20 protein-coding genes and 1 pseudogene are annotated in these 25,233 nt (G+C 61.9%); 8 read left to right on the plus strand and 13 right to left on the minus strand.

Annotated elements, in window-relative coordinates:
- Positions 1-10: 10 nt before the first annotated feature.
- Complete coding sequence (locus HB777_09690; protein QND68722.1) at positions 11-1,414, minus strand: PLP-dependent aminotransferase family protein; 1,404 nt, start codon at positions 1,412-1,414, stop codon at positions 11-13.
- A 104-nt stretch (positions 1,415-1,518) separates the two neighbouring features.
- Here HB777_09690 and HB777_09695 point away from each other — a divergent pair, with 104 nt between their 5' ends.
- Positions 1,519-2,382, plus strand: coding sequence for a DMT family transporter (locus HB777_09695; GenBank protein ID QND64155.1), 864 nt, complete (start codon positions 1,519-1,521; stop codon positions 2,380-2,382).
- Between the two features lie 45 nt (positions 2,383-2,427).
- Here HB777_09695 and HB777_09700 read toward each other — a convergent pair whose 3' ends face one another.
- The 3 genes from HB777_09700 to HB777_09710 form a co-directional block, all read right to left on the minus strand.
- A complete protein-coding gene (locus tag HB777_09700) occupies positions 2,428-3,468 on the minus strand; it encodes a zinc-dependent alcohol dehydrogenase family protein (protein QND64156.1) in 1,041 nt (346 codons plus the stop codon).
- 113 nt (positions 3,469-3,581) lie between these two features.
- A complete protein-coding gene (gene maiA / locus HB777_09705; protein QND64157.1) occupies positions 3,582-4,232 on the minus strand; it encodes a maleylacetoacetate isomerase in 651 nt (216 codons plus the stop codon).
- Between the two features lie 4 nt (positions 4,233-4,236).
- On the minus strand, positions 4,237-4,932 hold the full coding sequence (locus HB777_09710; protein QND64158.1) for a fumarylacetoacetate hydrolase family protein: 696 nt from the start codon (positions 4,930-4,932) through the stop codon (positions 4,237-4,239).
- Between the two features lie 175 nt (positions 4,933-5,107).
- On the opposite strand from HB777_09710, the gene HB777_09715 reads away from it, so the two are divergent.
- Entirely contained in the window at positions 5,108-5,791 is a 684-nt protein-coding gene (locus HB777_09715; GenBank protein QND64159.1) for a response regulator transcription factor, read from the plus strand.
- A gap of 179 nt (positions 5,792-5,970) precedes the next feature.
- Here the strand turns inward: HB777_09715 and HB777_09720 are convergent, their stop codons facing one another.
- Positions 5,971-6,627 carry a hypothetical protein gene (locus HB777_09720; GenBank protein QND64160.1) on the minus strand — a complete coding sequence of 219 codons (657 nt, stop codon included), beginning with the start codon at positions 6,625-6,627 and terminating at the stop codon, positions 5,971-5,973.
- 112 nt (positions 6,628-6,739) lie between these two features.
- Positions 6,740-7,420 carry a transposase gene (locus HB777_09725; protein ID QND64161.1) on the minus strand — a complete coding sequence of 227 codons (681 nt, stop codon included), beginning with the start codon at positions 7,418-7,420 and terminating at the stop codon, positions 6,740-6,742.
- A 63-nt stretch (positions 7,421-7,483) separates the two neighbouring features.
- Between HB777_09725 and HB777_09730 the strand changes: the two are divergent.
- Positions 7,484-7,723 (plus strand): annotated as a pseudogene (locus HB777_09730) (response regulator transcription factor).
- Between the two features lie 94 nt (positions 7,724-7,817).
- Here HB777_09730 and HB777_09735 read toward each other — a convergent pair.
- The 4 genes from HB777_09735 to HB777_09750 form a co-directional block, all read right to left on the minus strand.
- Positions 7,818-8,339: a hypothetical protein gene (locus HB777_09735; protein QND64162.1), complete on the minus strand. Its 522-nt coding sequence runs from the start codon at positions 8,337-8,339 to the stop codon at positions 7,818-7,820.
- Positions 8,321-14,587: a hypothetical protein gene (locus HB777_09740; GenBank protein QND64163.1), complete on the minus strand. Its 6,267-nt coding sequence runs from the start codon at positions 14,585-14,587 to the stop codon at positions 8,321-8,323. The genes HB777_09735 and HB777_09740 overlap by 19 nt, the downstream gene beginning before the upstream one ends.
- A gap of 146 nt (positions 14,588-14,733) precedes the next feature.
- Complete coding sequence (locus tag HB777_09745) at positions 14,734-16,074, minus strand: hybrid sensor histidine kinase/response regulator (GenBank protein QND64164.1); 1,341 nt, start codon at positions 16,072-16,074, stop codon at positions 14,734-14,736.
- Positions 16,075-16,088: 14 nt separating this feature from the next.
- The gene (locus HB777_09750) at positions 16,089-17,273 is read right to left on the minus strand and encodes a hypothetical protein (protein QND64165.1); all 1,185 of its coding nucleotides are present in this window, start codon (positions 17,271-17,273) and stop codon (positions 16,089-16,091) included.
- A 266-nt stretch (positions 17,274-17,539) separates the two neighbouring features.
- Here HB777_09750 and HB777_09755 point away from each other — a divergent pair, with 266 nt between their 5' ends.
- From HB777_09755 to HB777_09770, 4 genes are all read left to right on the plus strand, one after another.
- Complete coding sequence (locus tag HB777_09755) at positions 17,540-18,040, plus strand: (2Fe-2S)-binding protein (protein ID QND64166.1); 501 nt, start codon at positions 17,540-17,542, stop codon at positions 18,038-18,040.
- 114 nt (positions 18,041-18,154) lie between these two features.
- Positions 18,155-20,503: a xanthine dehydrogenase family protein molybdopterin-binding subunit gene (locus HB777_09760; protein QND64167.1), complete on the plus strand. Its 2,349-nt coding sequence runs from the start codon at positions 18,155-18,157 to the stop codon at positions 20,501-20,503.
- 12 nt (positions 20,504-20,515) lie between these two features.
- The gene (locus HB777_09765) at positions 20,516-21,313 is read left to right on the plus strand and encodes a xanthine dehydrogenase family protein subunit M (protein ID QND64168.1); all 798 of its coding nucleotides are present in this window, start codon (positions 20,516-20,518) and stop codon (positions 21,311-21,313) included.
- Between the two features lie 276 nt (positions 21,314-21,589).
- Positions 21,590-22,612, plus strand: a complete 1,023-nt coding sequence (locus HB777_09770) for an acyltransferase (GenBank protein ID QND64169.1) — start codon at positions 21,590-21,592, stop codon at positions 22,610-22,612.
- A 15-nt stretch (positions 22,613-22,627) separates the two neighbouring features.
- On the opposite strand, the gene HB777_09775 is transcribed toward HB777_09770, so the two are convergent.
- From HB777_09775 to HB777_09785, 3 genes are all read right to left on the minus strand, one after another.
- Positions 22,628-23,116: a hypothetical protein gene (locus tag HB777_09775; protein ID QND64170.1), complete on the minus strand. Its 489-nt coding sequence runs from the start codon at positions 23,114-23,116 to the stop codon at positions 22,628-22,630.
- Positions 23,117-23,184: 68 nt separating this feature from the next.
- Positions 23,185-23,682, minus strand: coding sequence for a GNAT family N-acetyltransferase (locus HB777_09780; protein ID QND64171.1), 498 nt, complete (start codon positions 23,680-23,682; stop codon positions 23,185-23,187).
- The gene (locus HB777_09785; protein ID QND64172.1) at positions 23,679-24,437 is read right to left on the minus strand and encodes a copper homeostasis protein CutC; all 759 of its coding nucleotides are present in this window, start codon (positions 24,435-24,437) and stop codon (positions 23,679-23,681) included. Before HB777_09785 ends, HB777_09780 begins: the two co-directional genes overlap by 4 nt.
- 282 nt (positions 24,438-24,719) lie before the next feature.
- On the opposite strand from HB777_09785, the gene HB777_09790 reads away from it, so the two are divergent.
- The gene (locus HB777_09790; protein QND64173.1) at positions 24,720-25,175 is read left to right on the plus strand and encodes a carboxymuconolactone decarboxylase family protein; all 456 of its coding nucleotides are present in this window, start codon (positions 24,720-24,722) and stop codon (positions 25,173-25,175) included.
- The last annotated feature ends 58 nt before the right edge of the window (positions 25,176-25,233 follow it).

The raw sequence follows: 25,233 nt of genomic DNA on the forward strand, positions 1-25,233 counted from the left end.
GAGTGCGAAATCAACGCGCCATCGCCGCCTCGAGCACCCTGAAAATCCGCTCGTCCGCGCATTGGGCAACGTTGAAGCGCAGGAAGCGGCTGGCTGTTCCGGACAGGCTGAACGCATTGCCGGGCGCCAGCACGATGTTGTCGGCCAAAGCGCGGCGCGCCACTTCGGCCGCATCGACGCCATCGGGCAGGCTGCACCACAGGAACAGGCCGGCCGGCTGGTCGATCCAGGGCGTGATGCCGATCGCCTTCAGGCGGGCGCTGGTCTCGCCCATGGCGCGCGCAAGCTTCGCGCGCAGCAAATCCATATGCTTGCGGTAGCTGCCGTCCTTCAGCAGGGTCAGCACCAGTTCGGCGGCAAGCCGTCCGCCGCCGAAGGTCGTGGCGATCTTGAGGTCGGTCAGGGGCTCGATCCAGTCGCGGGGTGCGGCGATGAAGCCGCAGCGAACCGACGCCGACAGGGTCTTGGAGAAGCTGCCGATGTGGACGACCCGGTTGAGACCATCGAACGCCGCCAGCCTGGGGGCCGGCGCATGTTCGAAATCGGCGAAGATATCGTCCTCGACGATGGTCAATTCCGATTGGTCGGCGAGCTTCAGCAGCCGGTGCGCGGTGACCGGCGACAAGACCGCGCCGGTCGGGTTGTGGATGGCGGAGTTGGTAATGTAGAGGCGCGGCCGGTGCTCGGCCAGCGCTTGCGCGAACAGGTCGATATCCGGCCCCGACGGCGTGTAGGGGACGCTGACGACCTTGGCCCGGTGGGCGCGCAGCAAAGCGTGAAAATTGAAATAGCAGGGGTCGTCGACCAGCACCGTATCGCCGGGTTCGATGAGGAACCGGCACAGGAGGTCGATGGCCTGCGTGCCCGATTCCGTCAGCACGATCTGCTCAGGCGAGGCTTCGATGCCATAGCCAGCCATGCGCCGTGCCAGCAATTGCCGCAGCGGCGGCAGCCCGAGCGGCGTGCCGTAGTCGGCCAGCGCGACATCGTCGGCACGCGCCACCGTGCGCAGCGCCCGGCGCAGCCCTGTCTGAGGCATCCACGAGGCCGGCAGCCAGCCGCAGCCGGGTTTCAGCATGTCATCGCCGGCTTCCAGGGACTGGCGCGAGATCCAGAGCGGATCGACGGCGCGGTCGAGGCGGGGACCGATTTCGGCCAGAGACAGCGGCGCCAGCGAGCCGGCGGCATAGAAGCCTGAGCCCGGCCGCGAGCGGATCGCGCCTTCGGCGGCGAGCCGCTCATAGGCTTCGACCACGGTGGATTTGGACACCTGCATGGATTTGGCGAAAGCGCGGATCGAGGGCAATCGTGCTCCCGGCGTCAGGCTGCGCGCCGCGATCCGCTGGCGGATCGTCGCCATGACGCCTTCGACGAGCGTTCCGCTGCTCTCGCTTTCAGAGGCCTGATTGTCCATCCGTACTGCTCTGTTGACCATGACAGTTTTGCATAAGTGTACCGCATTGTCTCTGGCAATGCCACGGGCCCCGATCGATACAGAGCCGACAAACGGAGCATAAGATGGACAAGACCGCGAGCGGCTGGGTGAACGGATTCATCGGCGTTTTGATCTTCAGCGGCTCGCTGCCGGCGACGCGCGTGGCGGTGAAGGATTTCGATCCGACATTCCTGACGTCGGCCCGGGCGGCGATTGCCGGGCTGCTTGGCCTGGCGCTGCTGCTCCTGTTCCGGCAGAAACGCCCTGAGCGCGGCGACCTGCTGTCGCTGGTGATCGTGGCGCTGGGCGTGGTGGTTGGCTTTCCCTTGCTGACCGCTCTGGCGCTGAAACATGTCACCACGGCCCATTCCATCATCTTCGTCGGCCTGCTGCCGCTGGCCACCGCGATCTTCGGCGTGCTGCGCGGCGGCGACCGTCCGCGCCCCGCATTCTGGCTGTTTTCGTGCATCGGCAGCGCGCTGGTCGCGGGTTTTGCGCTGACGCAGGGCGTGACGGCCTCGCCGGTCGGCGATGGTCTGATGCTGGCCGCCATCATCGCCTGCGGTCTCGGCTACGCCGAGGGCGCCGCGCTGTCACGCAAGCTCGGCGGCTGGCAGGTGATCTGCTGGGCGCTGGTGCTGTCGCTGCCGATCATGCTGGTGCTGACGCTGATGACCATGCCGCCGTCGTTCGACGGCGTCGGCGTCAGTGCGTGGATCGGGCTTGCCTATGTCTCGCTGTTCAGCATGCTGATCGGCTTCGTGTTCTGGTATCGCGGGCTGGCGCAAGGCGGCATCGCCGCGGTCGGGCAGTTGCAGCTGCTGCAGCCATTTTTCGGGCTGGCGCTGGCAGCGACGCTGCTGCACGAGCAGGTCAGCCCGCTGATGGTTGTCGTCACGCTTGGCGTGGTGCTTTGCGTCGTAGGGGCCAAGCGATTCGCGAAGTAAGAATTGCCACGACGCGCGATCGCCTGACGACGGTGCCGTCCTCGCCTAGAACTTCGTCACCACCCCGATGCCGATGCCCTCGAAGCCGCCCATCGCCATCAGGGCCGCCGGCGCCTCGTCGAGGCTGATCTTCTTGCCGACGAGCAGTTCGGGCTTGAGCTTGCCGTTGCGGATCATGTCCATCATCGCCTGATAGCGATAGGCCTGCATGCCGTGGCTGCCGAGAATCTCGAGCTCGAAGGCGATCACCTTGTCCATCGGCACCTGCGGCCGGGCATGCTCGCCCAGCATCAGGCCGACCTGCACGTGGCGGCCGCGCCTGCGCAGATTGGATATCGAATTGAACGAGGTGGTGGGGTGGCCGAGCGCGTCCATCGACATATGCGCGCCGCCATTGGTGATCTGCTTGACCGCCTTGACCACATTCGGCGTCGTGGACGCATTGATGGTGGCGACGGCGCCGATTTTTTTGGCGAACTCCAGCTTCTCGTCGGTGAGATCGATGGCGATGACATTGGCGCCCATGGCGCTGGCGATCATGATCGCCGACAGGCCGACGCCGCCGCAGCCATGCACCGCGACCCATTCGCCCGGCGTCACCCGGCCCTGGTCGACAATGGCGCGAAACGAGGTGACGAAGCGGCAGCCGAGGCTGGCGGCGGTGGCGAATTCCATCTCGTCGGGCAAGCGCACGAGATTGGTGTCGGCGTGTTCGATGGCGACATATTCGGCAAACGAGCCCCAGCCCGTGAAGCCAGGCTGTGTCTGGTGCTCGCAGACCTGGTGATTGCCCGATGTGCACTCGAAGCAGCGGCCGCAGCCGACCGCGAACGGCACGGTGACGCGCTCGCCGGCCTTCCAGCGGGTGACCTGCTTGCCGGCGGCGACGACGATGCCGGCCAGTTCGTGGCCCGGCACATGCGGCAGCGTGATGCCGTCGTCATGACCCATCCAGCCATGCCAGTCGCTGCGGCACAGGCCGGTCGCCTCGACCTTGATGACGACGCCATCGGCGGCCGGCTTCGGATCGGGAACGGTCTGGATCGTCGGCGCTTCGCCGAATTTCTCGAAGACGACGGCTCTCATCGGTCACTCCACCCTGCTGCAGCTGGGAAACGATAGCCGATTCCCTGTCCGGTCAAGCGGAAATCGATTCCGCCAGACCTCCGGCGCCGACGCCACGCGTGGGCCGATGAAGCCTATTCGGCATCGATCTGGTTCTGGGGCGCGGCCTTTTGGAAGGCCGGCAGCGCCATGCAGGCGGCGTTGATGCGCGCGATCGTCGGGTAGGGCGTCAGATCGACCCCGAAGCGGGCGTTGCTGGCAATCTGCGCGGCCAGGCAGATGTCAGCCAGGCCCGGCGCGTCGCCATGGCAGAATTCTCCGGTCTCGGGTGACGAAGCCAGGATCTTTTCAAGCGGCTGAAAGCCTTCGTTCACCCAGTGACGGAACCAGTTGGTGATGTCCTCGTCGCCGGCGCCGAACAGGGTGCGCAGCGAGGTCAGCACGCGCAGATTGTTCACCGGGTGGATGTCGCAGGCGATCATCTGCGCCAGCATTCTCACCCGTGCCCGGCCGGCCGCATCCCTCGGCAGCAGCGGTGGCTCCGGTCTTGTCTCGTCGAGGAATTCGATGATTGCCAGCGATTGCGTCAGCAGCGTGCCGTCGCCGAGGATCAGCGCCGGCACCAGCCCTTGCGGATTGACCGCGAGATAGGCCGGCTCCAGATGCTCGCCGTGGCGCAGATGATGCGGGACGTAGTCGTAGCTCAGCCCCTTCATCTCCAGCGCGATCCGCACCCGATAGGAGGTGGAGGAGCGATAGTAGTTGTGCAGGACGAGTTCGCTCATGCGCTCACTTCGGCTGGCCAATGGTTATCTCGATCGTGCCGATGCCGTCGACGCCGCCCGTCATCGTGTCGCCGGGGCTGACCGCGCCGACACCGGCCGGCGTGCCGGTGAAGATCAGGTCGCCGGGCTCCAGCTCCATCGCCTCGCTGCAGATCGACACGATGTCCGATATCGGCCAGATCAGCTCGGAGAGGTCGGCATCCTGCCTGACCTTGCCGTTGACGGCGAGCCAGATGCGGCCCTTCTGCGGATGGCCGGATTTTTGTGCTGACGTCAGCGGGCCGCAAGGCGCGGAGCGGTCGAACGCCTTCGACCAGTCCCACGGACGGGCGGCCTTCTTGGCCTCGTCCTGCAGGTCGCGGCGGGTGAGGTCGATGCCGACGCCATAACCCCAGACATGGTCCAGCGCCTGTTCGCGGGGAATGCGGAAGCCGGCTTTGCCGATCGCGGCGACCAGTTCGATTTCGTGATGCAGATTGGCCGTCAGCGGCGGGTAGGGGATATCAGTGCCGGAATCGACCACCGCGTCGGCCGGCTTGGTGAAGAAGAAGGGCGGATCGCGCTCGTCATTGCCGAGCTCGCGGGCATGCGCCGCGTAGTTGCGGCCGACGCAGAAGATGCGGCGCACCGCGAAACGCTCGGACGAGCCCGCAACGGCCACAGACGGGATCGCGGGCAGGGGAAGGACGAAGTCTGTCATGTGGGTCTCTGCCTGGTTGCCGGAACATTCGACCGATTTGGGCGCCCGGGCAAGGCGATTTGGCCGAGAAAGTGCCGGCAGCACTTTCCGCCGGAGATGGCGATATACTATTTGGCAATAATCTGGCCATGGTGGCGGGGTTATTCTCATCGCCCACGAACTGAAATGAACCCCCATGACCGCCACACACGATCGCGCCCGGTTCCTGATCATCGATGACCACCCGCTGTTTCGCGAGGCGCTGCACAGCGCGGTGCAGATGGCCTATCCGGAAGTCGACACGGTGGAGGCGCGCTCGATCACCGAGGCGCTCGATCTGCTGGCCGGCGCCAAGCCTTTCGACCTCGCGCTGCTCGACCTCTCGATGCCCGACGTGCACGGCTTCGAAGGCCTGCTGCAGCTCAGGACCCGCTATCCGCGCCTGCCGGTGGTGATCGTCTCGGGCCATGAGGAGCCGAAGATCATTTCCGAGGCGCTGTCCTATGGTGCTGCCGGCTTCATTCCGAAATCGGCGCGCAAGAGCGACCTTGCCGCCGCCATACGCTCGGTGATGGAAGGCGCGATCTATGTGCCGGAAACCTATGAAGGCCGCACGCCCGACGCCGAAAGCGTCGACCGCGCCGACATGGTGCAGCGCCTGTCGACGCTGACGCCGCAACAGCTGCGCGTGCTGCAGATGCTGCGCCAGGGCCTGCTCAACAAGCAGATCGCCTACGAGCTGCAGGTGGGAGAGACGACGGTCAAGGCGCATGTGTCGGAGATTTTGCGCAAGCTCAATGTGTACAGCCGCACGCAGGCGGTGATCGAGGTTTCGAAGCTGGACAATGCGGAGCTTTTCAGGGATCAGGCGGGGTTTTGATCTTTACCCTCCCTCCTGTGGGGAGGGTCGATCCGCGAAGCGGAGCGGGGTGGGGGGCGCGCCGCACCCACCACGCTCAACAATGGCCGGGCGAACATGGTAAAAAGTGCACTGTCACCGCGTTTCCGATCGGTAACGCCATCGGGCTCACCTGCCAGATGCGCCTGTCGCCACAATTCCTAAGGTGAAAACTTCAATTTTCGCTTTCCGAATTTAGTTGAAAAATAGCATACAGTAAAACTATCTTCAAATTTTACTTTATCAAATATAATATCACTCTTGACCCCATTCTTCATAAGAAGACCGATATAGAGGGCTCTAATATCCCTTCTTCTTTCTGGATCCAAAGTTGATAGCTTTGTTATTGCGTCATTCAGGCCTCCACCAAAATCGAAAAGAGCCAATTTGCACAAGCTTAAGGTATCCTTCACGGAGGCGAGCACAACCCACTCAATGACTGCGCATCTTACACTTAAATCTAGGTCACCTAAGCGTTCGTAGACCTTTTTCAAAACATCATCATCTACTTCTGCAATGGAGGCCGCAAAGCGCACAAAAACTCTCCGGCGCCATGCGTCTGGACTGTTGTTTAGCTCCAATGCCACATCCCTGAGCGATGCTGCCGCTTCTCGCATTTCCTCAAGCAGGAACACTCCCGCACTGCTTGCGTGCGGGTTATCCGATTTAATCAAGTCGCGAATGACGTCAACACGGAACCCTTTGTGTAGATGGAAAAGCAAGTCATTAGTTAACCCCCTGTGAGGGCCACCGACCATGATCTTTCTAAATATTTCTTCAGCGCTATCTGGCATCTCAGTAGCCTTTCTTTTTATCATTTATCTGACCTAGAAAGCCAACCTCTCTATCTATTCGATCCTGATGGTCAAGATCTCTCTGAGAATCATTGCCACTGTTCATCTTTTGCTCGTTCCGGCGTTGATTTACGAATTACGGTGACAGTGCACTATTTTCTTTTCGCCGCCTGCCTCGCTTTCCCGGCTTCACGGCTTTTCCAAGTTGGCCGGCAATCCGGTTCAGAAATGCTTCGCCGCCCACCGGCCGACCGATGCTCTCGGCCTTACGCAGGGCGTCGAAAGTCGCGACATCCGTCTCGAGCAGATCGAACAGCCCAGTCGACGACGGCAACCGGTCCTTCATCGGCCCTAGGTCCGTAACACCGTCGGGTTCGTCCGTCAGATGTGCCCGAGCGCTTGACCAGGGCCAATCCGCCGCCTGTTTCACCAGTCGCGCGCGCACGGGGTTCAGCCCGACATAGCGTACCGCCGACAAAAGGTGATTCTCGTCCATCGCGACGGCGCCGAAGCGGCCTTGCCAGAAATGCCCGGTTTTCTTTTGCCGCGCGTGAATGGTCCCCGCATAGGTGCGGTGCACCTTGGCGAGCGCACGACGCAAGCCATCCGGGTCGGCCGGCGTCAGGATCAGGTGCACATGATTCGGCATCAGGCACCACGCCCAGATGCCAACATCGGCGACGCGGCAATGCTCGACCAGGAGGTTTTTGTAGAGCGCATAGTCCTCGGGCGTGAAAAACACTTTGGCGCGCCCGTTACCCCGCTGGGTTACGTGGTGCGGCAGACCGGGAACGACAATGCGGGCGAGGCGGGCCATGCGGTCAATCTACACATAGCGAGGGGCCGGGTGAACATGAAAAAAGTGCACTGTCACCGTAATTCCGACATGGTGCAGCGCCTGTCAACGCTGACGCCGCAACAGCTGCGCGTGCTGCAGATGCTGCGCCAGGGCCTGCTCAACAAGCAGATCGCCTATGAACTGCAGGTGGGAGAGACCACGGTTAAGGCGCATGTCTCGGAGATATTGCGTAAGCTCAATGTCTACAGCCGCACGCAAGCGGTGATCGAGGTTTCGAAGCTGGACAATGCGGAGCTGTTTCGCGATCAGGCTGGGTTTTGAGGCCCGCCGTCCTCGCATGCGAGGGTCGTCCCGCGAAGCGGAGCGGGGGCGCTCTCACAACGATAGCCGGGCAACCTAGAGAAAAAGTGCACTGTCACCGTAATTCCCGACGGTCGAGCAGTTTTTTTATGAGGTAAATACCCGTCGTGAACTCCCATTCTTTAGCGATCGCCTCCATATCCCTGAAAGACCTAAATAGCGCACAATCGCTTGGATCGCATTGAAATGGGATTGAGATAGGTCTTCTATACTCCTCCATATTTTCATCGAAAAAAATTTCGCTTTTAAACACATAAAGCGACGGCGGCTCTTTCATCGGTCTTAATTTTTGCCATATATCTTGGCTAAACAGGTTAATCTCATTCGAAGCTCCAATTGGAATATAGACAACTATAAAAATATTTACGTCTTTTTCATCGCTTTCTCTCAGATAGATGTCAGGTGTCTCAACAATGTCGTATACATACTTCGCAAAATCGACACCGACTAATAATCTTGGCGTATATTCCAAAAAATCAGTCAAATGTGCAGATTTTTCTTTTCCATCTCGATTGGAGATCGCGCGATCCAACCATGAATAGATAGTGTTTTTTTTTGTCATTTCGGTAACGCCCATCCATTTTGACCAAGCCAACTCTTCATTGATTCTGATAGATCGCTGGATCCGTGTTTCCAAGTTCCATCCTTATTAAGAGCCGAACCGTCATCAAAGTGGATGTGAGTTTGCTCTCCCTTAATTTTGCCGATATCGACACGTTCCGCACCCTTTGGAGCTCTACCTTTCTCAATTTCCTTGTTCAATTGGTTCGGTGACTTTTCGGTGTTCTGTGATTTCGACGCATTGTTAGACATATGCGATGGACCAAAAATTGCTTCCTTGAGGTCCTTCATCGCATCGGCCATCAGCCCAGTGCCCAATGCAGCCCCTGCGACTGCCGGCGCTGTAGTTGCCGGCACCGCCGCGCCATCCGTGACTAAATCCGATCCAACTCCGAAACCTATTGAACCGGCAGTGATCAACGCCCCAAGTGTCAATTTTCCGTGCGCAAGGTATGCTTTCCGAGCGTTGTCGAGGAGCGAGGGGGGGCCAGATGTGTCGTCTGGTGCGCTCGATGATTGGGAAGTGGATTTGTCCGTACCTCCTCCCTGCCTTTCGTTGCCCCCCAACAAGCCCTTCGCGGCATTGTAAGCATTGACCGCATCCAGGGCTCCATGCCCATTCTGATCGCTTTTGTTGACCGGGTCATTCTGGGCATAGGCATACCGATTGGTCCCAACCCCCGGCAATGTCGGATCCCAATCATCCGGCGAGATAAACCGCCCCAGCACCGGATCCATATATCGCGCGTTGAGATACAGCAGCCCGGTCTCGGGATCGAAGCGCTCGCCGATGTAGCCCTTTTGCGTCTGGAAGCCGGTGATGAGGCTCTCGCCATAGGTGGCGTAGTAGGTCTGCTCGGCAATATTGCCTGAGATGTCGGTGACCAGGCGCACCGAGGCGAGGTGCTCACGGTGCAGGAAGTATTTTGTGGTGCCGACGACCTTGATGTCGGGGTGGGGGTAGCGGGTGTATATTTCCGCGCCCGGCGTCGCCGGATTGATCTCGACATTGGCGTCGGGATAGAGCGTCGTCGCGAAGCTCGATGACTTCCTGGCTCGCGCTCCGTCAGGTCCGTAGGCGAGATTGACGGTGTTGGAGGCGCGCGTGACCGTCTTCAGACGGTTGGCCTCGTCCCAGATCAGCGTTCGGCTGCCGTCGGAGGTCAGATTGCCGTTGGCGTCATAGGCCATCTCGTTGGCGCCGACTGAGATCGGCGCGTGCGGACGAGCGGAGTTCGCCGAGGGATAGACATAGGTGCCGGCGACACGGGTGCGCGAGGTCAGATTGTCGTTGGCGGCATAGACGAAGGTTTCGTCCAGCGTGTTGTCGCCGAGATTGTCGGCCGAGATCAGCCGGTCGGCGTTGTCATAGACATAGTTCCAGCTACCTGTGCCGGCGGGCGTCAGCCCGATAATGTTGGTGATGCGGCCAAGATTGTCGCGCACATACTGCCGGTCCATCAGCGGGGTGGCGCCGAGTGCCGTGCTTATCCTCGTCAGCCAGCGGCGGGTCGGCGAGTAGGTGAAGGACGTTTTGACGCCATTGGCGTAGGTGATCTCCCTGGTCTGGCCGTCAGCCTCGTAGAGCGTCGAGGGGATGAAGCCGGGAGCGGCAGTGAGCTGGTTGGCTGCGGTATATCGCAGGCGGTTGGCGTTCGAACCGAAGTCGAGCTGAACGGGAAAATACTGAGCATACACAGTCTGGCCGGAGCCGTCGCGGACGGTGACCGTAGTGTGGGTGATGCCTGCGATGGTGGCATCCTGGCGGGCAATTTTGCCGAGACCGTCATAATTGTAGAGCTGGACGGCAGCAGCGTTTTCCGAGCGGGTCAGCTGGCCGATGTTGTAATAACCTGCCGCCGCCTGATCATAGGTGTTCTGCGTCAGTGTCACCGGGCTGCCGCCAGGCGCGGTTGCCGTCTTCAGCGTCAACCGGTCCATCTGGTCGTAGGCGAGGGTGGTGACCGTGCCCCTGGCATCGGTCTGGCTGATCAGGCGGTTGGCGGCATCATAGACATAGGTCCAGGTGCCCAGATCGGGATCCGACGCCGACAGCCGGTTGCCGACCATGTCGTAGGTGTAGGTCCAGGTCGAGCCGCCGGGATCGGTGACGCCGATCAGGCGACCGAGAAGATCGTAGCCTCGGCTCTCCGTTAGGTTGAGGCCGGCTTGATCGCGGATGAAGGCGGCAATGTCGCCGCGTGTCGTCGACGGGGTTCTGGTCAGGTGGCCGAGTTCGTCGGTCAGCGTCACCCCGTAAAGCCGAGGGTTGGGCGTGCCGGCCGCGGTGGCCATGTCGTGCAGGTAGCTGCGCTGGCTCGCATCCGGATTGACCGTCTTTATCAGCCGGTCGGCCCAGTCGTAGAAGTTGGTGGTCCATTGCGCGGCATCGTCGACAAAGCGCGGGAAGGCGGTGCGCAGCACATTGCCGCGCGGATCGTAGTCGGTATCGGCAATTCGCCTTGGCCCAGCCGCCGTCTCACCGGGCGTTTCCACGCGATAGACCCGGCCAAGCCCGTCATACCAGGAGATGGTAAAATCCTCGCCAGCGCCATTGGGCAGCGGCGTGTACTTGATCAGCGCTTGCGCCGTTGGATTGCCTTCGTTCACCAACTGCGTTCTGGCATAGGCGCCAAGCACGTTCTGTGAGACCTGGTAGGGTCGGCAGAACGCATCGTAGGTGAAGGTCTTGATGATGCCGTTTGGGTCGGTCTTCGTCGCCGGCAGACCGCATACGGCATTGTAGGTGGCGGTCGAGACAAAGCGCGTGTCAGCCGTCTGGCCGCCGGTGGCAAAATAGCGCGGTGCCCGCTCGGCTACCGGATAGAGATGATAGGTCGCGTCATAATCCCACTCGGTCTTGTGACCGAGGCCATTGGTGGCCGAGATCCTGTTGCCATAGGCGTCATAGGCAAAATACTGATGTACCAGCTTACCAGAGGAGACATCGCTGAAGGTCACCACCCATGTCGGATTGCCCTTGGCCGGTACCGCCCAGATGTCGGTGCTACCATCGTAGAAATTATGCCTGTAGCTGACATAGGGGTCGGTGCTGGTGAGCCCGGCATGCGTACGCTCGGCGATCGGGGCCGTGACGATGTAAGCACTGGTGTTGGGCGAGAAGAAGCGTTCCGTCCAGGTCTCGTCGCCGCTGAGATCGGTGCGGCCATAGTCCTTGAGGCTGATGACATTGTTATAGGTGTCAAAGCCGCGCTCGACCCGGAGCGTGCGCGTTAGGTTCTCGGTCAGCGTGGTGTCGGTCGCCGTGTTCTGCACCGTGTAGGGTTTGGTCGCCGTGTTGACCGCATAGGTCTCCGCCACTTGCTTGTGGGCGACACCTGTGCCGTCTTTCCACACCGTCAGCGACGGCAGGCCGTAGCTTGCGAGATCCTGCCGATAGGTGGTCTCGATCTTCGAGGGCGCCGTCTCGCCATTGGCCAGCGGTCTGGTCTCGACGATCGAGGCAAAGCCCAGGAACTTGCGCGCCGCGGGATCGTATTTGCCGCCGGCATAGGTGTAGGTGCTCACCGCCGTCTGGCCACGGCCGTCGCCCACCGAAAGCTTCGACACCGCATGCACCACCTGCGGCAGGTAGTTGTTCACCCAGGTCGACGACGGCGCGTATTCCGCCGCGACCGTTCCACCGAGTTCCGTCACCACTGAACGCAGGAGGTTCGGATTGCCGGTGCCGGCGTTCGAGATGATCATGCTGCTGTAGTTGGTGAAGTCAGGCAGACCATCGCCGTTGAAGTCGCCGATCACGGTTCCGACGGCAACCATCGTTGCCGGGCTAGGGAGGTTGACCGCAACGTAGGCCGCTGATGAGGACGGTTGGAGGGAGTAGACCTTGACTGACCGTATTTGGCCTGGAGGGACATCGACGCTGTCGCTCAGCGTAAATACGTCGGTCCTTCCATCATTATCAAAGTCACCCAGGATGGCTTGGCCGCCTAAAATATTGGTGGCAGTCGCGTAGCTTTTGAAGCCGATACCTGTCGACAAGTAGACGGTGATCTCGTCGACACTGGCCCTGTATCTCGCAATATCCGTTGCGCCGTCCCCATTGATGTCGGCGAAGACGCACGAGCCAGGGAGCAAAGTGGTAAACGCGCAAGGGACGCCGAATGCCGTTCCGCCAGCTTGCCATTTGCCGCTGGAAAGGACGCCCTTCTTCAGAGAATTGCTCGTCATGAACAACGGCTGTTGCTTGCCATTGCCGAGAAAATCCCCAACGCCCATGATCGTATCGGAAAAAGTGCCGCCTTTAAATTCCAGCGTATCGATTCCATCGCCATTCGTGTCAGCCACAAACGACGGGCTTACGGGAGGTGAAGACACATTGCTGTAGCTGGGCAAGCTGCTGCATACGGACTCATATCCGGCGGGTGCTGGATTGCAAGGAACCGTGGTCATCGCCAGATTGGCGTCTGTCAACACCAGAGAGGGGGTGGCTGAATACTGGGAGGTACAGACCTGACCGTCATGTGTACTATGACAGTAATCCACGCTCGACTGCTGATACTGGGCAAAATCCACCGCGTTCTTGGTGGCCAGAAAGCGTCCGGGATCGAGTGCGGTCAAACCAGGGGGGCTCGCCCATCCAGGAACGCTGGCATTGTTTGTCGTCGTGGTCGACGTCGTGCCGGCAAACAATGTCTTTACATCCGACGGGGCTCCATCGATGCCAAATTTGATTATTCTCTTATAATTTTGTGATGTTCTTGTCTTATATTGAGTGTGGTCTCCACTCGATCCGCCGCCGCCATTCGTAGTCGTCGTTGTCGTCTCCGAATATGCGCAACAAAGCTCATCGCGGCCATCGAAGTTGACGTCTCGGGCTTCTTGTGGGTTCCCATAGCTTGGATTGTCGCCGAACGCCGGGATGTGCTCGTAGATCGGCGTGTTGACGGTTGTGTAGTTCCAGCCCGCGTCCTGATAGGCCATCTGGCCGATCCATTTCGAGCTGCCACTGCCAGTGATGTCGCCGTTGGATGCGACAGTCCACTCGCTGCCGAAGCGGGCAACCTTGGTGAGCCGCGAGGCGTTGGAGAATGGCGCCTGGTCGTAGATCATCCTGTAGGCGCCACGCAGACTATGGCTGACCCAGACACTGATCGTCTTCAAGCGCAAGTTCGTCTCGGAAATGCCGAGACCATTGCCCATCAGGATCGTATCTGGCCTCTGCTCATAGTGAAGCCAGACGAACGCGCCGTCCGCGATGTCTGCACCGCCTGTGCCGTTGTAGCTGATCGTCGTGGGGTAGCAGACCGGCACTGTCGGGCAAGAGTAGCCATAGGTGACGGTGTTGCCATTGGTGTCGGTGACCGAAGTCAGCACCCAGCGGTAGGCGAAGGCGAGGTTTGCGTCGGGCGCGGAGGAACCTGCAACGACCCCGACCGACTTGAAAACCGAGACAGTGCCATCCCTGTCCGTCACCTTCCATTCACTGGCGGTGCCGTTGTACGCAATGCGGCGATAGGATTCATTCTCGGTCGCGTGCGTGCCGCCGGTCGCGCAGGACGGCGATATCATGCCGGCGGTGCAGGCGACCATCGCCTGACCGTCGAGCAGGTAGATATCGTTGCCATCAAAGGCAGGCATGCCATAGCCCGGGCTTGCCCGCTCGATGACATCAAACCCATCGAGGCCCCAGGCATAGCCCAGCCAGCCCTGGTAGAGACCGCCAAGCTTGGTCTTGCGCGACGAGTTGTAGGTGAGCGCGATCTGCGGCTCGATGCCGTGGAACGCGGTAACATCGATGCCGATGGAATAGCCAAGGTTGCCGTTGCCGCCAGCCTTCGGCAGATCCACCTTCGGCGTGCCGACAGCCTCGGCAGCGCCGCTGTCAGTCTCGGCAGCCGTCGCGGCCGCCGCCAGCGCTTCAGGCGCTGCTTCGGCATCGGTCGGCTTCGCGGCCGTGCCGGATTTGGCATCCGTCGTCTTTGTGTTGGTGGTTTTGGCATCTGTCGGCTTGGCGTCGGTTGCCTTGGCATCGGCCGGCTTGGCGCCAATCTTGGCCGCCGCATCCGGATTACCGGTGGCCACCCCACCTGACGCTGGCGTGCCATTGGCCGGCTTCCCGCTGCCCAGAGCCGCGCCGCCATTGCCGTAGCCGGCAGGCGCGCCAAGGTGAGGCGAAGTGCTTTGCGCTTCTTGCGCAAGAGCACTTATGCCTGCATTTCCCCTAATATAAGAGACGAAAGATGTATCCGCGCCGAATACACCAGCGGCAAGAAAAACCGCGCCAACAAGCAACCTGTTCATGAATCCCCCCGACCCAGTTGCTCTAGGATATTCCTCCTTCACTTGGCCGATACGACACCAAGCCGTCACATCAGGAATATCCACAGACTTATTTGCGGGAGGACGCGCACCTTTCAAGACGATCGAAATAGCGCGTGAGGGGGGTTCTAAGCCAACAGATGCGCCAGCAGCGCCCGCAATTGTGCCGGCTTCAGCGGCTTGCGCATCAGTTCTATGCCGCCGGCGCGGGCCGCCTTGGCGACGGCTTCGGAACTGTCGGCGGTGACGATCAGCGCCGGCACGGCGCGGCCGAGATAGTCGCGGACTTCGGCGATGGTGGCGGTGCCGAGATCGCCGCCGTCGAGGTGCTGGTCGGCAATGACGATATCGGGCACCCAGTCGGTGTCGCCGAGCATGTCGAGGGCATCGTCGGTCGAGGTCGCGGCCCGCACCAGGCATTGCCAGCGTTCGAGCAGGAAGGTCATGGCCTGCAGCACTTCGATATCGTTCTCGACGAGCAGCACCTTGGTGCCGAACAGGCCGTAGCCGCGCGGCCGTTCCATGTCGGCAAGGCTGGCGATGGCGTCGGCCGGGGCGCCGATGCCGACGGGAACATCGATGTGGAAGATCGTGCCGCGCCCGACCTTCGATGAAAACGTCACGGGATGGCCGAGCGCGCTGGCCATGCGGCGCACGATGGCCAGCCCCAGCCCGAGACCGCCGCCGTCCAGTTCGGCATTGGCCGACGAGGTGCCGCGATGGAATTCCTCGAACACCGCCTCGCGCTGGTCGTCGGGAATGCCGCAGCCGGTGTCGGCGACGTCGATGCGGATGGTGTCGCCGCGATGCCTGGTGCCGACCAGCACGCCGCCCGAGCGTGTGTAGCCAAGCGCGTTGGACAGAATGTTCTGCAGGATGCGGCGCAGCAGCGTGCGGTCGGAGCGCACCACGGCATTGACCGGCCGGAATTTCAGCGACAGCCCCTTCAGTTCCGCCACCGGCAGGAAATCCGAGCGCAGCGACGAGAACAGCGCCTCCAGGCTGACGTCGCCTATGTCGGGCTGCACCACGCCGGCATCGAGCTTGGAGATGTCGAGCAGCGTGCGCAGCAGGTCCTCCATCGTCTCCAGCGAGCGCTCGACCTGCCGCACCAGTTTCTTGCCCTCGTCGCTGGTCTGCACTTCGGCGAGCGCCGAAACCGAAAGGTGGGCGGCGTTCAGCGGCTGCAGCACGTCGTGGCTTGCGGCGGCGAGAAAGCGGGTTTTCGACAGGTTCGCCAGTTCGGCGTTTTCCTTGGCGGCGCTGAGGTCGATGTTGGACTGCTCCAGCCGGCGCAAGGTCGAGTGCAGCTCCTCGGTGCGTGTGCGCACCCGGTTTTCCAGCGAAATCGCGGTCTGGAACAGCGAGAAGGCGTTGCCTTGCTGGTCCATCGAGCGCTCGACGCGGCTGACCAGCGCCGCGTTGATCTTCTTCAGCTTTTCAAGATCGTTTATGTCCCGCAGCGGCATCTCGTTGCGCCGTCCTATTCCGCCGCCTGGCGCTCGCCAAAGGCGATGCCGGTAAAAGTCTGGTTCAGATGCATCGACCGGTACTGTTCGCCATAGGTGCCGAAGCCGATGACATTGTTGACCCGGTAGAGCTCCGAGATATCGCGAAACACTTGCCGGTTGCGCGCATCGAGCCGGCGCAGCACGCAGTCGAAGCCGAGGATCATGTCGATGCTGCCAAGCCTCTCCTCGACATCGCGCAGTGCCGCGCGCGTCGATTCGACCATGTCCTTGGGTTGGGCGATCGACAGCACGACGCCATCGTCTATGGCGCAGAAGAACGACAGCGAGCCGTCGGGATGCATCTTCTGGATCGACCGGCAGTAATATTCGCCGCCCACCTTCACCACCACCGGATGCGAGGCAAAGCTCAGCGGCGTCAGCGTCTGCGGGATGATGCCTACCGAGGCGGCATACTCCTCCGCCGCATTGGTTGCGTTGAATTCGCGCACGATGCGGTGATCGGGATCGGACGCCGTCACCACCAGCTTTTCGTCGGTAGGAACGAAATTGTCGGTCTTGAAGACATGGAAGGGAATTTCGGTTGATATCAGCACGATGATGGCGCTGTCGGAGGTGACCTTGCCGTTCGAGATCAGGCGCGTCGTCTCGAATTTCAAATCGTCGCCGGCCGAGCCGCCAAGCAGCGGTATGTCGTCGAGACCCCAATGGATGGCCGAACTCACCGCTTCCTCGGCATAGGAGAGCCCGTCGATGAAGCAGAGTGCGAACGTGCCTTTGGTGCGGTCGCAACCCAGTCGCGCGCGCAATGATCGCCGCAAGGCCTCGACCTCGCTGGTGATCCTGTCCATGCCTGACGACGACAGATTGTCGACCATCACGCTGACGGCGGTGAACGTGGCGGACGGAAGCAGCATGGCGAGCACGTGGCCATCCTCGAGGCCTTGCGGCGTGATCTCGCCGGCGGTCGAGCAGCCGGCGTGGTGCAGCGCCGGCGCGTGGGTCATCAGCGCCTCGGAAAGGGTGCTGGCCTCGACCAGGCTCTGGGAAAAGAACAGCAGGGCAAAGCCGGCGTCGATGGCGGCTGCCTCCTGCGCGATCGCCCTGGCGAACGCCTCCATGTCGGGCTCGTCCGTGGTGAGCGCCGACAGGCCGCATGCATAGCGCGTCCGTGAACTGGCCAGCGATGTTCTCCGCATTTCCTCCGACGCATTTTTTGTGCGCGGCTGTTTTTACATGCTTCTGGCGCGCGGGCGTCGGCCAACATTGTTGCCCTCAATCGGTAGTTTGGCAATGGGGCGACCGGGACTGCATGTTTGGGCTCGGTCATGACCGAAAGTACAATGTGTCGCGTTTTGCGACGTGCTGTTTTTTGTGCGTTGTGCGGTGTACGAATAACGGATGGCTGATGCGCCAACACCGCGTCAGCAGCGTGATGACCAAGGTTGATACCCAGGGAGGATTCATGTCGGACGTTTCGTTGATGGTGAACGGAAAACGGGTCAGCGGTGCTGCCGAGGACCGAACGCTTCTGGTTCACTTCCTGCGGGAAAATCTCGGCCTTACCGGAACGCATGTCGGTTGCGACACCTCGCAATGCGGCGCCTGCGTCGTCCATGTCGACGGCAAGGCGGTCAAATCCTGCTCGATGCTCGCGGTGCAGGCCTCCGGCTCGACCGTGGTGACGATCGAGGGCCTGGCCAATGGCGCCGACCTGCATCCGGTGCAGGCCGCCTTCAAGGAACATCACGGGCTGCAATGCGGCTTCTGCACGCCAGGCATGATCATGACGGCGACAGACATGATCAGCCGCCACCCCGAAGGCCTCGACGAGGCGACGGTGCGCGCCGAGCTCGAAGGCAACATCTGCCGCTGCACCGGCTACCACAACATCGTCAAGGCGATTCTCGCCGCATCGAAGACGATGTCCAAGGTGGCGAAGGGCAAGGCGAAACAAGCGGCATGAACGAGGCAGTAGGGCAGTAAGGCAGTACGGCAATAGGGGAATCGGAGCCAATTTTTCCCTACTGCCGTACTGCCCTATTCACCTACTCCCCTACAATCTCGGGAGGAATTTCATATGGGCATTGAAGGTGTTGGCGCTCGGGTCGCGCGCAAGGAAGACAAAAGGTTCATCACCGGCGCCGGCCGCTACGTCGACGACATGGTGGTTCCCGGCATGAAACATGCGGCCTTCGTGCGCAGTCCGCACGCGCATGCGCAGATCAAGAAGATCGATGTCAAAAAGGCTCAAGGCATGCCCGGCGTCATCGGCGTGCTGACCGGCAAGGAGCTCAAGGCCGACGGCATAGGCAACCTCATCTGCGGCTGGATGATCCATTCCAAGGACGGCTCGCCGATGAAGATGGGGGCGTGGTCGCCACTGGCTTTCGACCGGGTCCGTTATGTCGGCGATGCCGTGGTCATCGTCGTGGCCGAGACCAAGGGGCAGGCGCGCGACGCCGCCGAGGCGGTCGAGATCACCTACAAGGAGCTGAAGGCCGTCGTCGATGCCTCCAAGGCGATGGACAAGGGCGCGCCGCAGATCCACCCCGAGGCCGACAACAATCTGATCTTCGACTGGGACATCGGCAATGCCGACGACACGGCCGCAGCCTTCAAGACCGCGGCCCATGTGGTCAAGATGGACATCATCAACAACCGGCTGGTGCCCAACGCCATGGAGCCGCGCGCCGCGCTTGGCCACTACGACAAGGCGGAAGATCACTATACCTGCTGGACGACGTCGCAGAACCCGCATGTGGCGCGGCTGGTGATGAGCGCCTTCTACAACGTCGCGCCGGAAAACAAGCTGCGTGTGATTGCGCCCGACGTCGGCGGCGGCTTCGGCTCGAAGATCTACATCTATCCCGAAGAGATCGTCTGCCTGTGGGCGTCGAAGAAAACCGGCGTGCCGGTCAAATGGGTGGCCGACCGTACAGAGAGTTTCCTGACCGACGCGCATGGCCGCGACCATCACACCCATGCCGAAATGGCCTTCGACAAGGACCACAGGATTGTTGGCCTGAAGGTCGAGACCAAAGCCAATCTCGGCGCCTACATGTCGCTGTTCTCGTCGGCGACGCCGACCTACCTCTATGCGACGCTGCTGTCAGGCCAGTACAACATCCCCGCCATCCACGCCAATGTGAAGGCGATCTACACCAACACCGCGCCCGTCGATGCCTATCGCGGGGCAGGGCGGCCGGAAGCGACCTTCGTCATGGAACGCATGATGGAGACCGCCGCGCGTCAGTTCGGCGTCTCACCGGCCGAGTTGCGCCGCAAGAACTTCGTCACCTCGTTCCCGCATCAGACGCCGGTCATCATGTGCTATGACGCCGGCGACTACGCGGCTTCGCTCGACGCGGCGATGAAGGCGTCGGACTATGCCGGCTTTGCCAAGCGCAAGGCCGCCGCCGCCAAGAAGGGCCTGCTGCGAGGCATCGGCATGAGCTGCTACATCGAAGCCTGCGGCATCGCGCCGTCGGCGGCGGTTGGTTCGCTCGGCGCCGGCGTCGGCCTTTGGGAAAGTGCCGAGGTGCGCGTCAATGCCGTCGGCACGATCGAGGTGCTGACCGGCTCGCACAGCCACGGCCAGGGCCATGAGACGACCTTCGCGCAACTGGTCAACGAGCGCTTCGGCGTGCCACTCGATTCCGTCTCGATCGTGCATGGCGACACCGACAAGGTGCAGATGGGCATGGGCACCTATGGCTCGCGCTCGGGTGCTGTCGGCATGTCGGCCATCGTCAAGGCGCTCGACAAGGTCGAGGCCAAGGCCAAGAAGATCGCGGCACACCTGCTCGAAGCCGACGAGGGCGACATCATCATCGAGAACGGCGCGCTGAAGGTCGCCGGCACCGACAAGAACGTACCGTGGTTCCAGATGGCGCTCGCCGCCTACACCGCCCACAATCTGCCGGGCGGCATGGAGCCCGGGCTGAAGGAGACGGCATTTTACGATCCGTCGAACTTCACCTTCCCGGCCGGCTGCTACATCTGCGAGGTCGAGGTCGACCCGGAAACCGGCATGACCGAGATCATCCAGTTCGTCGCCGCCGACGACTTCGGCAACATCATCAACCCGATGATCGTCGAGGGCCAAGTGCATGGCGGATTGGCGCAAGGCATCGGCCAGGCGCTGCTCGAAGGCGCCCACTATGACAACAGCGGCCAGCTTTTGACCGCGAGCTACATGGACTACACCATGCCGCGCGCCAGCGACCTGCCGTCGTTCAAGGTTTCGACCTCGAACACGCCGTGCCCGGGCAATCCGCTCGGCATCAAGGGCTGCGGTGAGGCCGGCGCCATCGGCTCGCCGCCGGCGGTGATCAACGCCATCACCGACGCCATCGGCAGCAATGATCTTGCCATGCCCGCTTCGCCGTCCACCGTGTGGGCTGCGATCCGCGCGGCGAAACACTGAGGAGGAACGAGCATGTATTCGGTCAACTATCACCGCGCCGCCTCGGTCACTGATGCCGCCAAGCTGATCAAGACGGGTGACGCCAAGCTGCTGTCGGGCGGCATGACGCTGATCCCGGCGATGAAGACGCGGCTCGCCGCACCGTCCGACCTTGTCGACCTGTCGCGGATCAAGGAGCTGCAGGGCGTCAAGGTGTCGGGCAAGACCGTCACCATCGGCGCCGCGACCACGCATCACGCCGTTGCCAATGACGAGAAGCTGAAGAAGGCCTGTCCAGCACTTGCCCATCTGGCATCGCTGATCGGCGATCCGGCGGTGCGCCACAAGGGGACGATCGGCGGCTCGATCGCCAACAACGATCCGGCGGCCGACTATCCGGCGGCGCTGCTGGCGTTGGGCGCCACCATCGTCACCAACAAGCGCCAGATCGCGGCGGACAAGTTCTTCAAGGGCCTGTTCGAGACCTCGTTGAAGGATGGTGAGATCGTCACCGCCGTCACCTTCACCGCGCCGGCCAAGGCGGCTTACGAAAAATTCCGCAACCCGGCATCGCGCTACGCCATCGTTGGCGTGTTCGTGGCCAAGGGCAAGGATGGCGTCAGCGTCGCCGTCACCGGCGCCGGCGACGACGGCGTCTTCCGCTCGAAGGAGATCGAGGCGGCATTGGCCAAGAATTTCGCGGCCTCGTCACTCGACGGCGTGAAAGTGCCGGCGAAGAATCTGATGACCGACATTCACGCCTCGGCCGACTACCGCGCCAATCTGATCGCGGTGATGGCCAAGCGCGCGGTTGCGGCAGCCAACGCCTGACACCGGCTGGTCGTCGCGGACAAGGAAAGGGGCCTCCGTGGCCCCTTTTTCATGTGTGGCGACCTGTATCCGTCCATTTGCTGATGGATTCGCCGCCGCGCGGCAATCCTCTGCTTGAAGCAATTCCCGCCGATACTTTACTCGGAACTGATCCGGCAGCGATCTCGCACTTGCACAAAACGATATTGCACTGCAATATGGCCTGGGGCGGGAATGCGAGCCGGGTTCGGAATGTACCGCCGTGCCCTTTCGCATGTCCAATGCGAAAGGATCGGCATGACCGACATCTCCGCGACGCACGCCGTTCCGTCCCGATCCGTCGCCGACAGACCGGCCAGGACAAGACTGGCCTATCTCGACGGCTGGCGCGGCCTGTCGATCGCCCTGGTGCTGATCGGCCATTTCTTTCCCGTTCCCGGAATCAATCTCGGCGTGCTTGGCGTCGAATTCTTCTTCGTGCTCAGCGGCCGGCTGATGGGCGAGATCCTGTTCATCGAACGCTACCCGCTGAAGAAATTCTTCAAGCGCCGCTTTTCCCGCATCTATCCGGCTCTTCTGGTCTTCGTGGTCGTCGCGATGATTGCGCTGTCCGGCACGTTCATCGCCTTCAAATGGAAGGCGGCGCTGACGGCGCTGACATTCACCTACAATTATGCCGGCATTCTCGTGACGCGGGCAGGGGCGCTCGACCATATCTGGTCGCTCTGCATCGAGGAGCACGCCTATATCATCCTGGCGCTGATCAGCGTCGTCGTCTCAAGCCGCTCTCGCGTCGTCGTGCTGCTCCTGGCGCTGGCCCTGCTTGCCATGGCCAACGGCGCGGTTTCGTACTGGGTCTTCGGGCTGGACTACGAAGCCACCTATTGGCGCACCGACGTGCATATCGCGTCGATCCTGCTGTCGGCTTCGATCTGCCTGCTCAAAGCCGATGGCAGGCTGCCGGCGGTCCTGAGGGGCCAGCATGTGGCCCTGGCGGCATCGATCTGCGCCGTTTTGCTGTTTCTCGATCCGGTGCCGACGCCGATCCACTATCTCTTGGCCGTCCCGCTGCTGGCTCTGGCCGTCAATGTGCTCGATTTCAGCCCACGGTATTTTTCCGGATTGCTGTCCTCCTGGCCGATGGCAACGCTGGGGCTGTGGTCGTACTCGCTCTATCTGTGGCAGCAGCCGTTCTACAAATTCGTCTATGAGCAAGGCAGCGCGCCGATCCCGATGCTGGCCGGCGTCTTTGCCTGCGCGCTGTGCAGCTACTATCTCATCGAGCGCCCGGCGCGAGAATGGCTCAACCGCAACTGGTGAATACCGCCGGTTTCGTCAGGCCGAGGGACTGTTTTTCCGCGCCTCAAGATACCGCCGCAGGCCGGTTTCGCCGCGCGGCGTCGTCCAGCGATGGTTCCACGCAAAGGCCGGCCGCAGGAGCGGTGCGAGGAATTTGAGGATCGGCCTCAGAACCGTGACCTGCCAGGTCAATTGCACATGGGTGCCGGTGCCGGATGGCGACAACTCCGCCCGCCACAGCCCGTCGAAATCGCCAAGCGTTTTCACCACCACCAGCCGGCCGGGTTCGAGTTCCGCGGCTTCGATGATGAAATTCAACTCATAGGGCAGGGCGCCACGAGCCCTGGCTCTTGCACGCGAACCGATGGTCGCCTTGCCCTTGCTGTCGAGCGGCACCACTTCCTTGTAGACGTCGCCCCACCAGAGCGGCAGCAACTCGGCATCCGAGAGCACCTCCCACACTTCCTGCGGCGTGCCTTCTGGGATGTGCCAGCTTTCGTCGAAGCGGAAGACGTTGCTCGGCATCGCGTTTCCTCCGGTTGGCGGAAACACCTACATTAGCTCTGGCTTCCTTGTGTGACCAGCGCGGCGGGTCAGGCGGTGATCTGCCTGACGTAGTAGCGCACCGCTTTCTTGCCGCCGTGGATTACCGCGTCACCGGCCTCAGTGAAACCGAGCGCGGCGTGGAAGGCATCCGAGGCGGGATTGGGCGGGTCGGTGTTGACCTCGCAGGTGACCAGTGTGTGGCCGGCGCGAGCGACATGGTCGAACAGGTCCTGATAGAGCCGGCGGGCATGACCGCGGCCACGCGCGTCTGCCGCAACGACGACCCGGTCGACATAGACGAAGCGCTCGTAGCGTTCGCGGAACCATAGGAAATTCGGGCTGTCGTATCGGGCGTCCTGGTCGAAGGTCATGATGAAGGCTTCGAGATCGCCGATGCGGCGCGCGTAAAATGCTTCGCCAAGCAGGAAAGACAGCCGCTCAGCCTCCAGCCACGACAGTTCGGCGGCATGCTCGTTGTTGAGCGCCAGGATCGCCGCTTCGTCTTCGGCCGCTACATGGGCTATCGGGGCAGGGGCTGCGGTCATGCCTTGGCTGCCGCGATGGTCGCCGCCACCAGTGGCGTGTCGGTCAGCGTGTTGCGATACTCGCGGTCGAGGTCGGAGCCGCCCATGCCGACATGGGGATTGCGGTAATCCATGGCGCTCGGCACATCCTTCAGCGCGGCGAAATGCATTTCGGACAGGCCGGTTTTGCTGCGCACTTCGGCGATGTTGTGCAAATCGAGCCCACCGCAGCCGAGGATGACGATGCGGTCGCCGGCCTGCCGCACCAGATCCGCCAACAGCGGCAAGCCTTCGATCGCGGTGTCGCGCTGGCCGCTGGTCAGCACGCGGCCGACCTTGCTGCGGATCAGCGATTCGAGCGCCTCGGCCGGGTCGCGCGTCATGTCGAAGGCGCGGTGGCAGGTGACGTTCAAGGCGCCGGCGGCTTGCGTCAGTTCGCTCATGCGCGCCTCGTCCATGGTGCCATCGGCGTTCAGGCAGCCGAACACCACGCCCGGCACGCCGAGCTCGCGCAGTGCCGAGACATCGGCGAGCATCGAGGCGTACTCGGTTTCGCTGTAGAGAAAATCGCCGCCGCGCGGCCGCACCATGACGTGAAACGGCACACTTGCCTGGTCGAGGGCGGCGCGCACCGTGCCGAGGCTCGGCGTGATTCCGCCTTCAACAAGGCTGGCGCACAGTTCGACCCGGTCGGCGCCGGCAGCTTGTGCTGCCAACAGGCCGTCAATGCCTTCGACACAGATTTCGATCAGCGGCAGGCGAGTTTCTCTGGTCAAGGGGCGATCCTATCCATGATGTCGTCGCCAGCCCTAGCATCGGGCCCGTTGGTGCGAAAGCGCGAACAGCCCGCCGCCACTTGGGCCAGGCGGTATTTCCGTGCTTGACATTCCCATAACCATATAGTTATGAGTAATCCATAGCCAATCAGTTATGGATTGGCTGACATCACGGCGTTGCAGCCGAGAAATCTTTTCAAACTCGAAAATCCGGATGCCATGCTTCCGGGCGGCAAAACACGCCCCGACGAAACTTTTCAAAGGATTTCAAAGGAGAAGACCATGCAAGCCAGGATCAAGAACCCCGCCGTCCTCATCCCCGGCTCCCTGCAGGCGCTGCTGGCGCTGGACAAGTCGACCGAGGCGGCCGGTGTGCCTTACGTGACGCGCAAGATGATCCATCTGCGCGCCAGCCAGATCAACAACTGTGCCCTCTGCGTCGACATGCATGCGCGCGAACTGAAGAAGGCCGGCGAAAAGGACGAGCGCATCTTTGCGTTGGCGGCATGGCGGGAGACGCCTTACTTCACCGATGCGGAACGCGCGGCGCTGGCGCTGGCCGAGGCCGGCACACGGCTTGCCGACCGGCCGGACGCGGTGCCGGACGACGTCTGGGAGGAGGCCGCCCGGCATTATGATGAAAAGGCGCTCGCCGCGCTGGTCATCCAGATTGCGCTCATCAACGCCTTCAACCGACTGAACGCCACGACACGGCAGATGGTCGGCTCCTGGGGGTAAGCGCTTGGGGCAGGGTGGGCTGTGCGCAACGATGCGGCGAAGCGCGGAGCGCCTCCTC

It is taken from the genome of Mesorhizobium loti (assembly GCA_014189435.1).
Taxonomy (GTDB): Bacteria; Pseudomonadota; Alphaproteobacteria; order Rhizobiales; family Rhizobiaceae; genus Mesorhizobium; species Mesorhizobium loti_G.

Coding starts and splice junctions, on each gene's coding strand:
- HB777_09690 (QND68722.1), bottom strand. CDS start 1,414: ATGGACAATCAGGCCTCTGAAAGCGAGAGCAGCGGAACGCTCGTCGAA.
- HB777_09695 (QND64155.1), top strand. CDS start 1,519: ATGGACAAGACCGCGAGCGGCTGGGTGAACGGATTCATCGGCGTTTTG.
- HB777_09700 (QND64156.1), bottom strand. CDS start 3,468: ATGAGAGCCGTCGTCTTCGAGAAATTCGGCGAAGCGCCGACGATCCAG.
- maiA (QND64157.1), bottom strand. CDS start 4,232: ATGAGCGAACTCGTCCTGCACAACTACTATCGCTCCTCCACCTCCTAT.
- HB777_09710 (QND64158.1), bottom strand. CDS start 4,932: ATGACAGACTTCGTCCTTCCCCTGCCCGCGATCCCGTCTGTGGCCGTT.
- HB777_09715 (QND64159.1), top strand. CDS start 5,108: ATGACCGCCACACACGATCGCGCCCGGTTCCTGATCATCGATGACCAC.
- HB777_09720 (QND64160.1), bottom strand. CDS start 6,627: ATGATAAAAAGAAAGGCTACTGAGATGCCAGATAGCGCTGAAGAAATA.
- HB777_09725 (QND64161.1), bottom strand. CDS start 7,420: ATGGCCCGCCTCGCCCGCATTGTCGTTCCCGGTCTGCCGCACCACGTA.
- HB777_09735 (QND64162.1), bottom strand. CDS start 8,339: ATGGGCGTTACCGAAATGACAAAAAAAAACACTATCTATTCATGGTTG.
- HB777_09740 (QND64163.1), bottom strand. CDS start 14,587: ATGAACAGGTTGCTTGTTGGCGCGGTTTTTCTTGCCGCTGGTGTATTC.
- HB777_09745 (QND64164.1), bottom strand. CDS start 16,074: ATGCCGCTGCGGGACATAAACGATCTTGAAAAGCTGAAGAAGATCAAC.
- HB777_09750 (QND64165.1), bottom strand. CDS start 17,273: ATGCGGAGAACATCGCTGGCCAGTTCACGGACGCGCTATGCATGCGGC.
- HB777_09755 (QND64166.1), top strand. CDS start 17,540: ATGTCGGACGTTTCGTTGATGGTGAACGGAAAACGGGTCAGCGGTGCT.
- HB777_09760 (QND64167.1), top strand. CDS start 18,155: ATGGGCATTGAAGGTGTTGGCGCTCGGGTCGCGCGCAAGGAAGACAAA.
- HB777_09765 (QND64168.1), top strand. CDS start 20,516: ATGTATTCGGTCAACTATCACCGCGCCGCCTCGGTCACTGATGCCGCC.
- HB777_09770 (QND64169.1), top strand. CDS start 21,590: ATGACCGACATCTCCGCGACGCACGCCGTTCCGTCCCGATCCGTCGCC.
- HB777_09775 (QND64170.1), bottom strand. CDS start 23,116: ATGCCGAGCAACGTCTTCCGCTTCGACGAAAGCTGGCACATCCCAGAA.
- HB777_09780 (QND64171.1), bottom strand. CDS start 23,682: ATGACCGCAGCCCCTGCCCCGATAGCCCATGTAGCGGCCGAAGACGAA.
- HB777_09790 (QND64173.1), top strand. CDS start 24,720: ATGCAAGCCAGGATCAAGAACCCCGCCGTCCTCATCCCCGGCTCCCTG.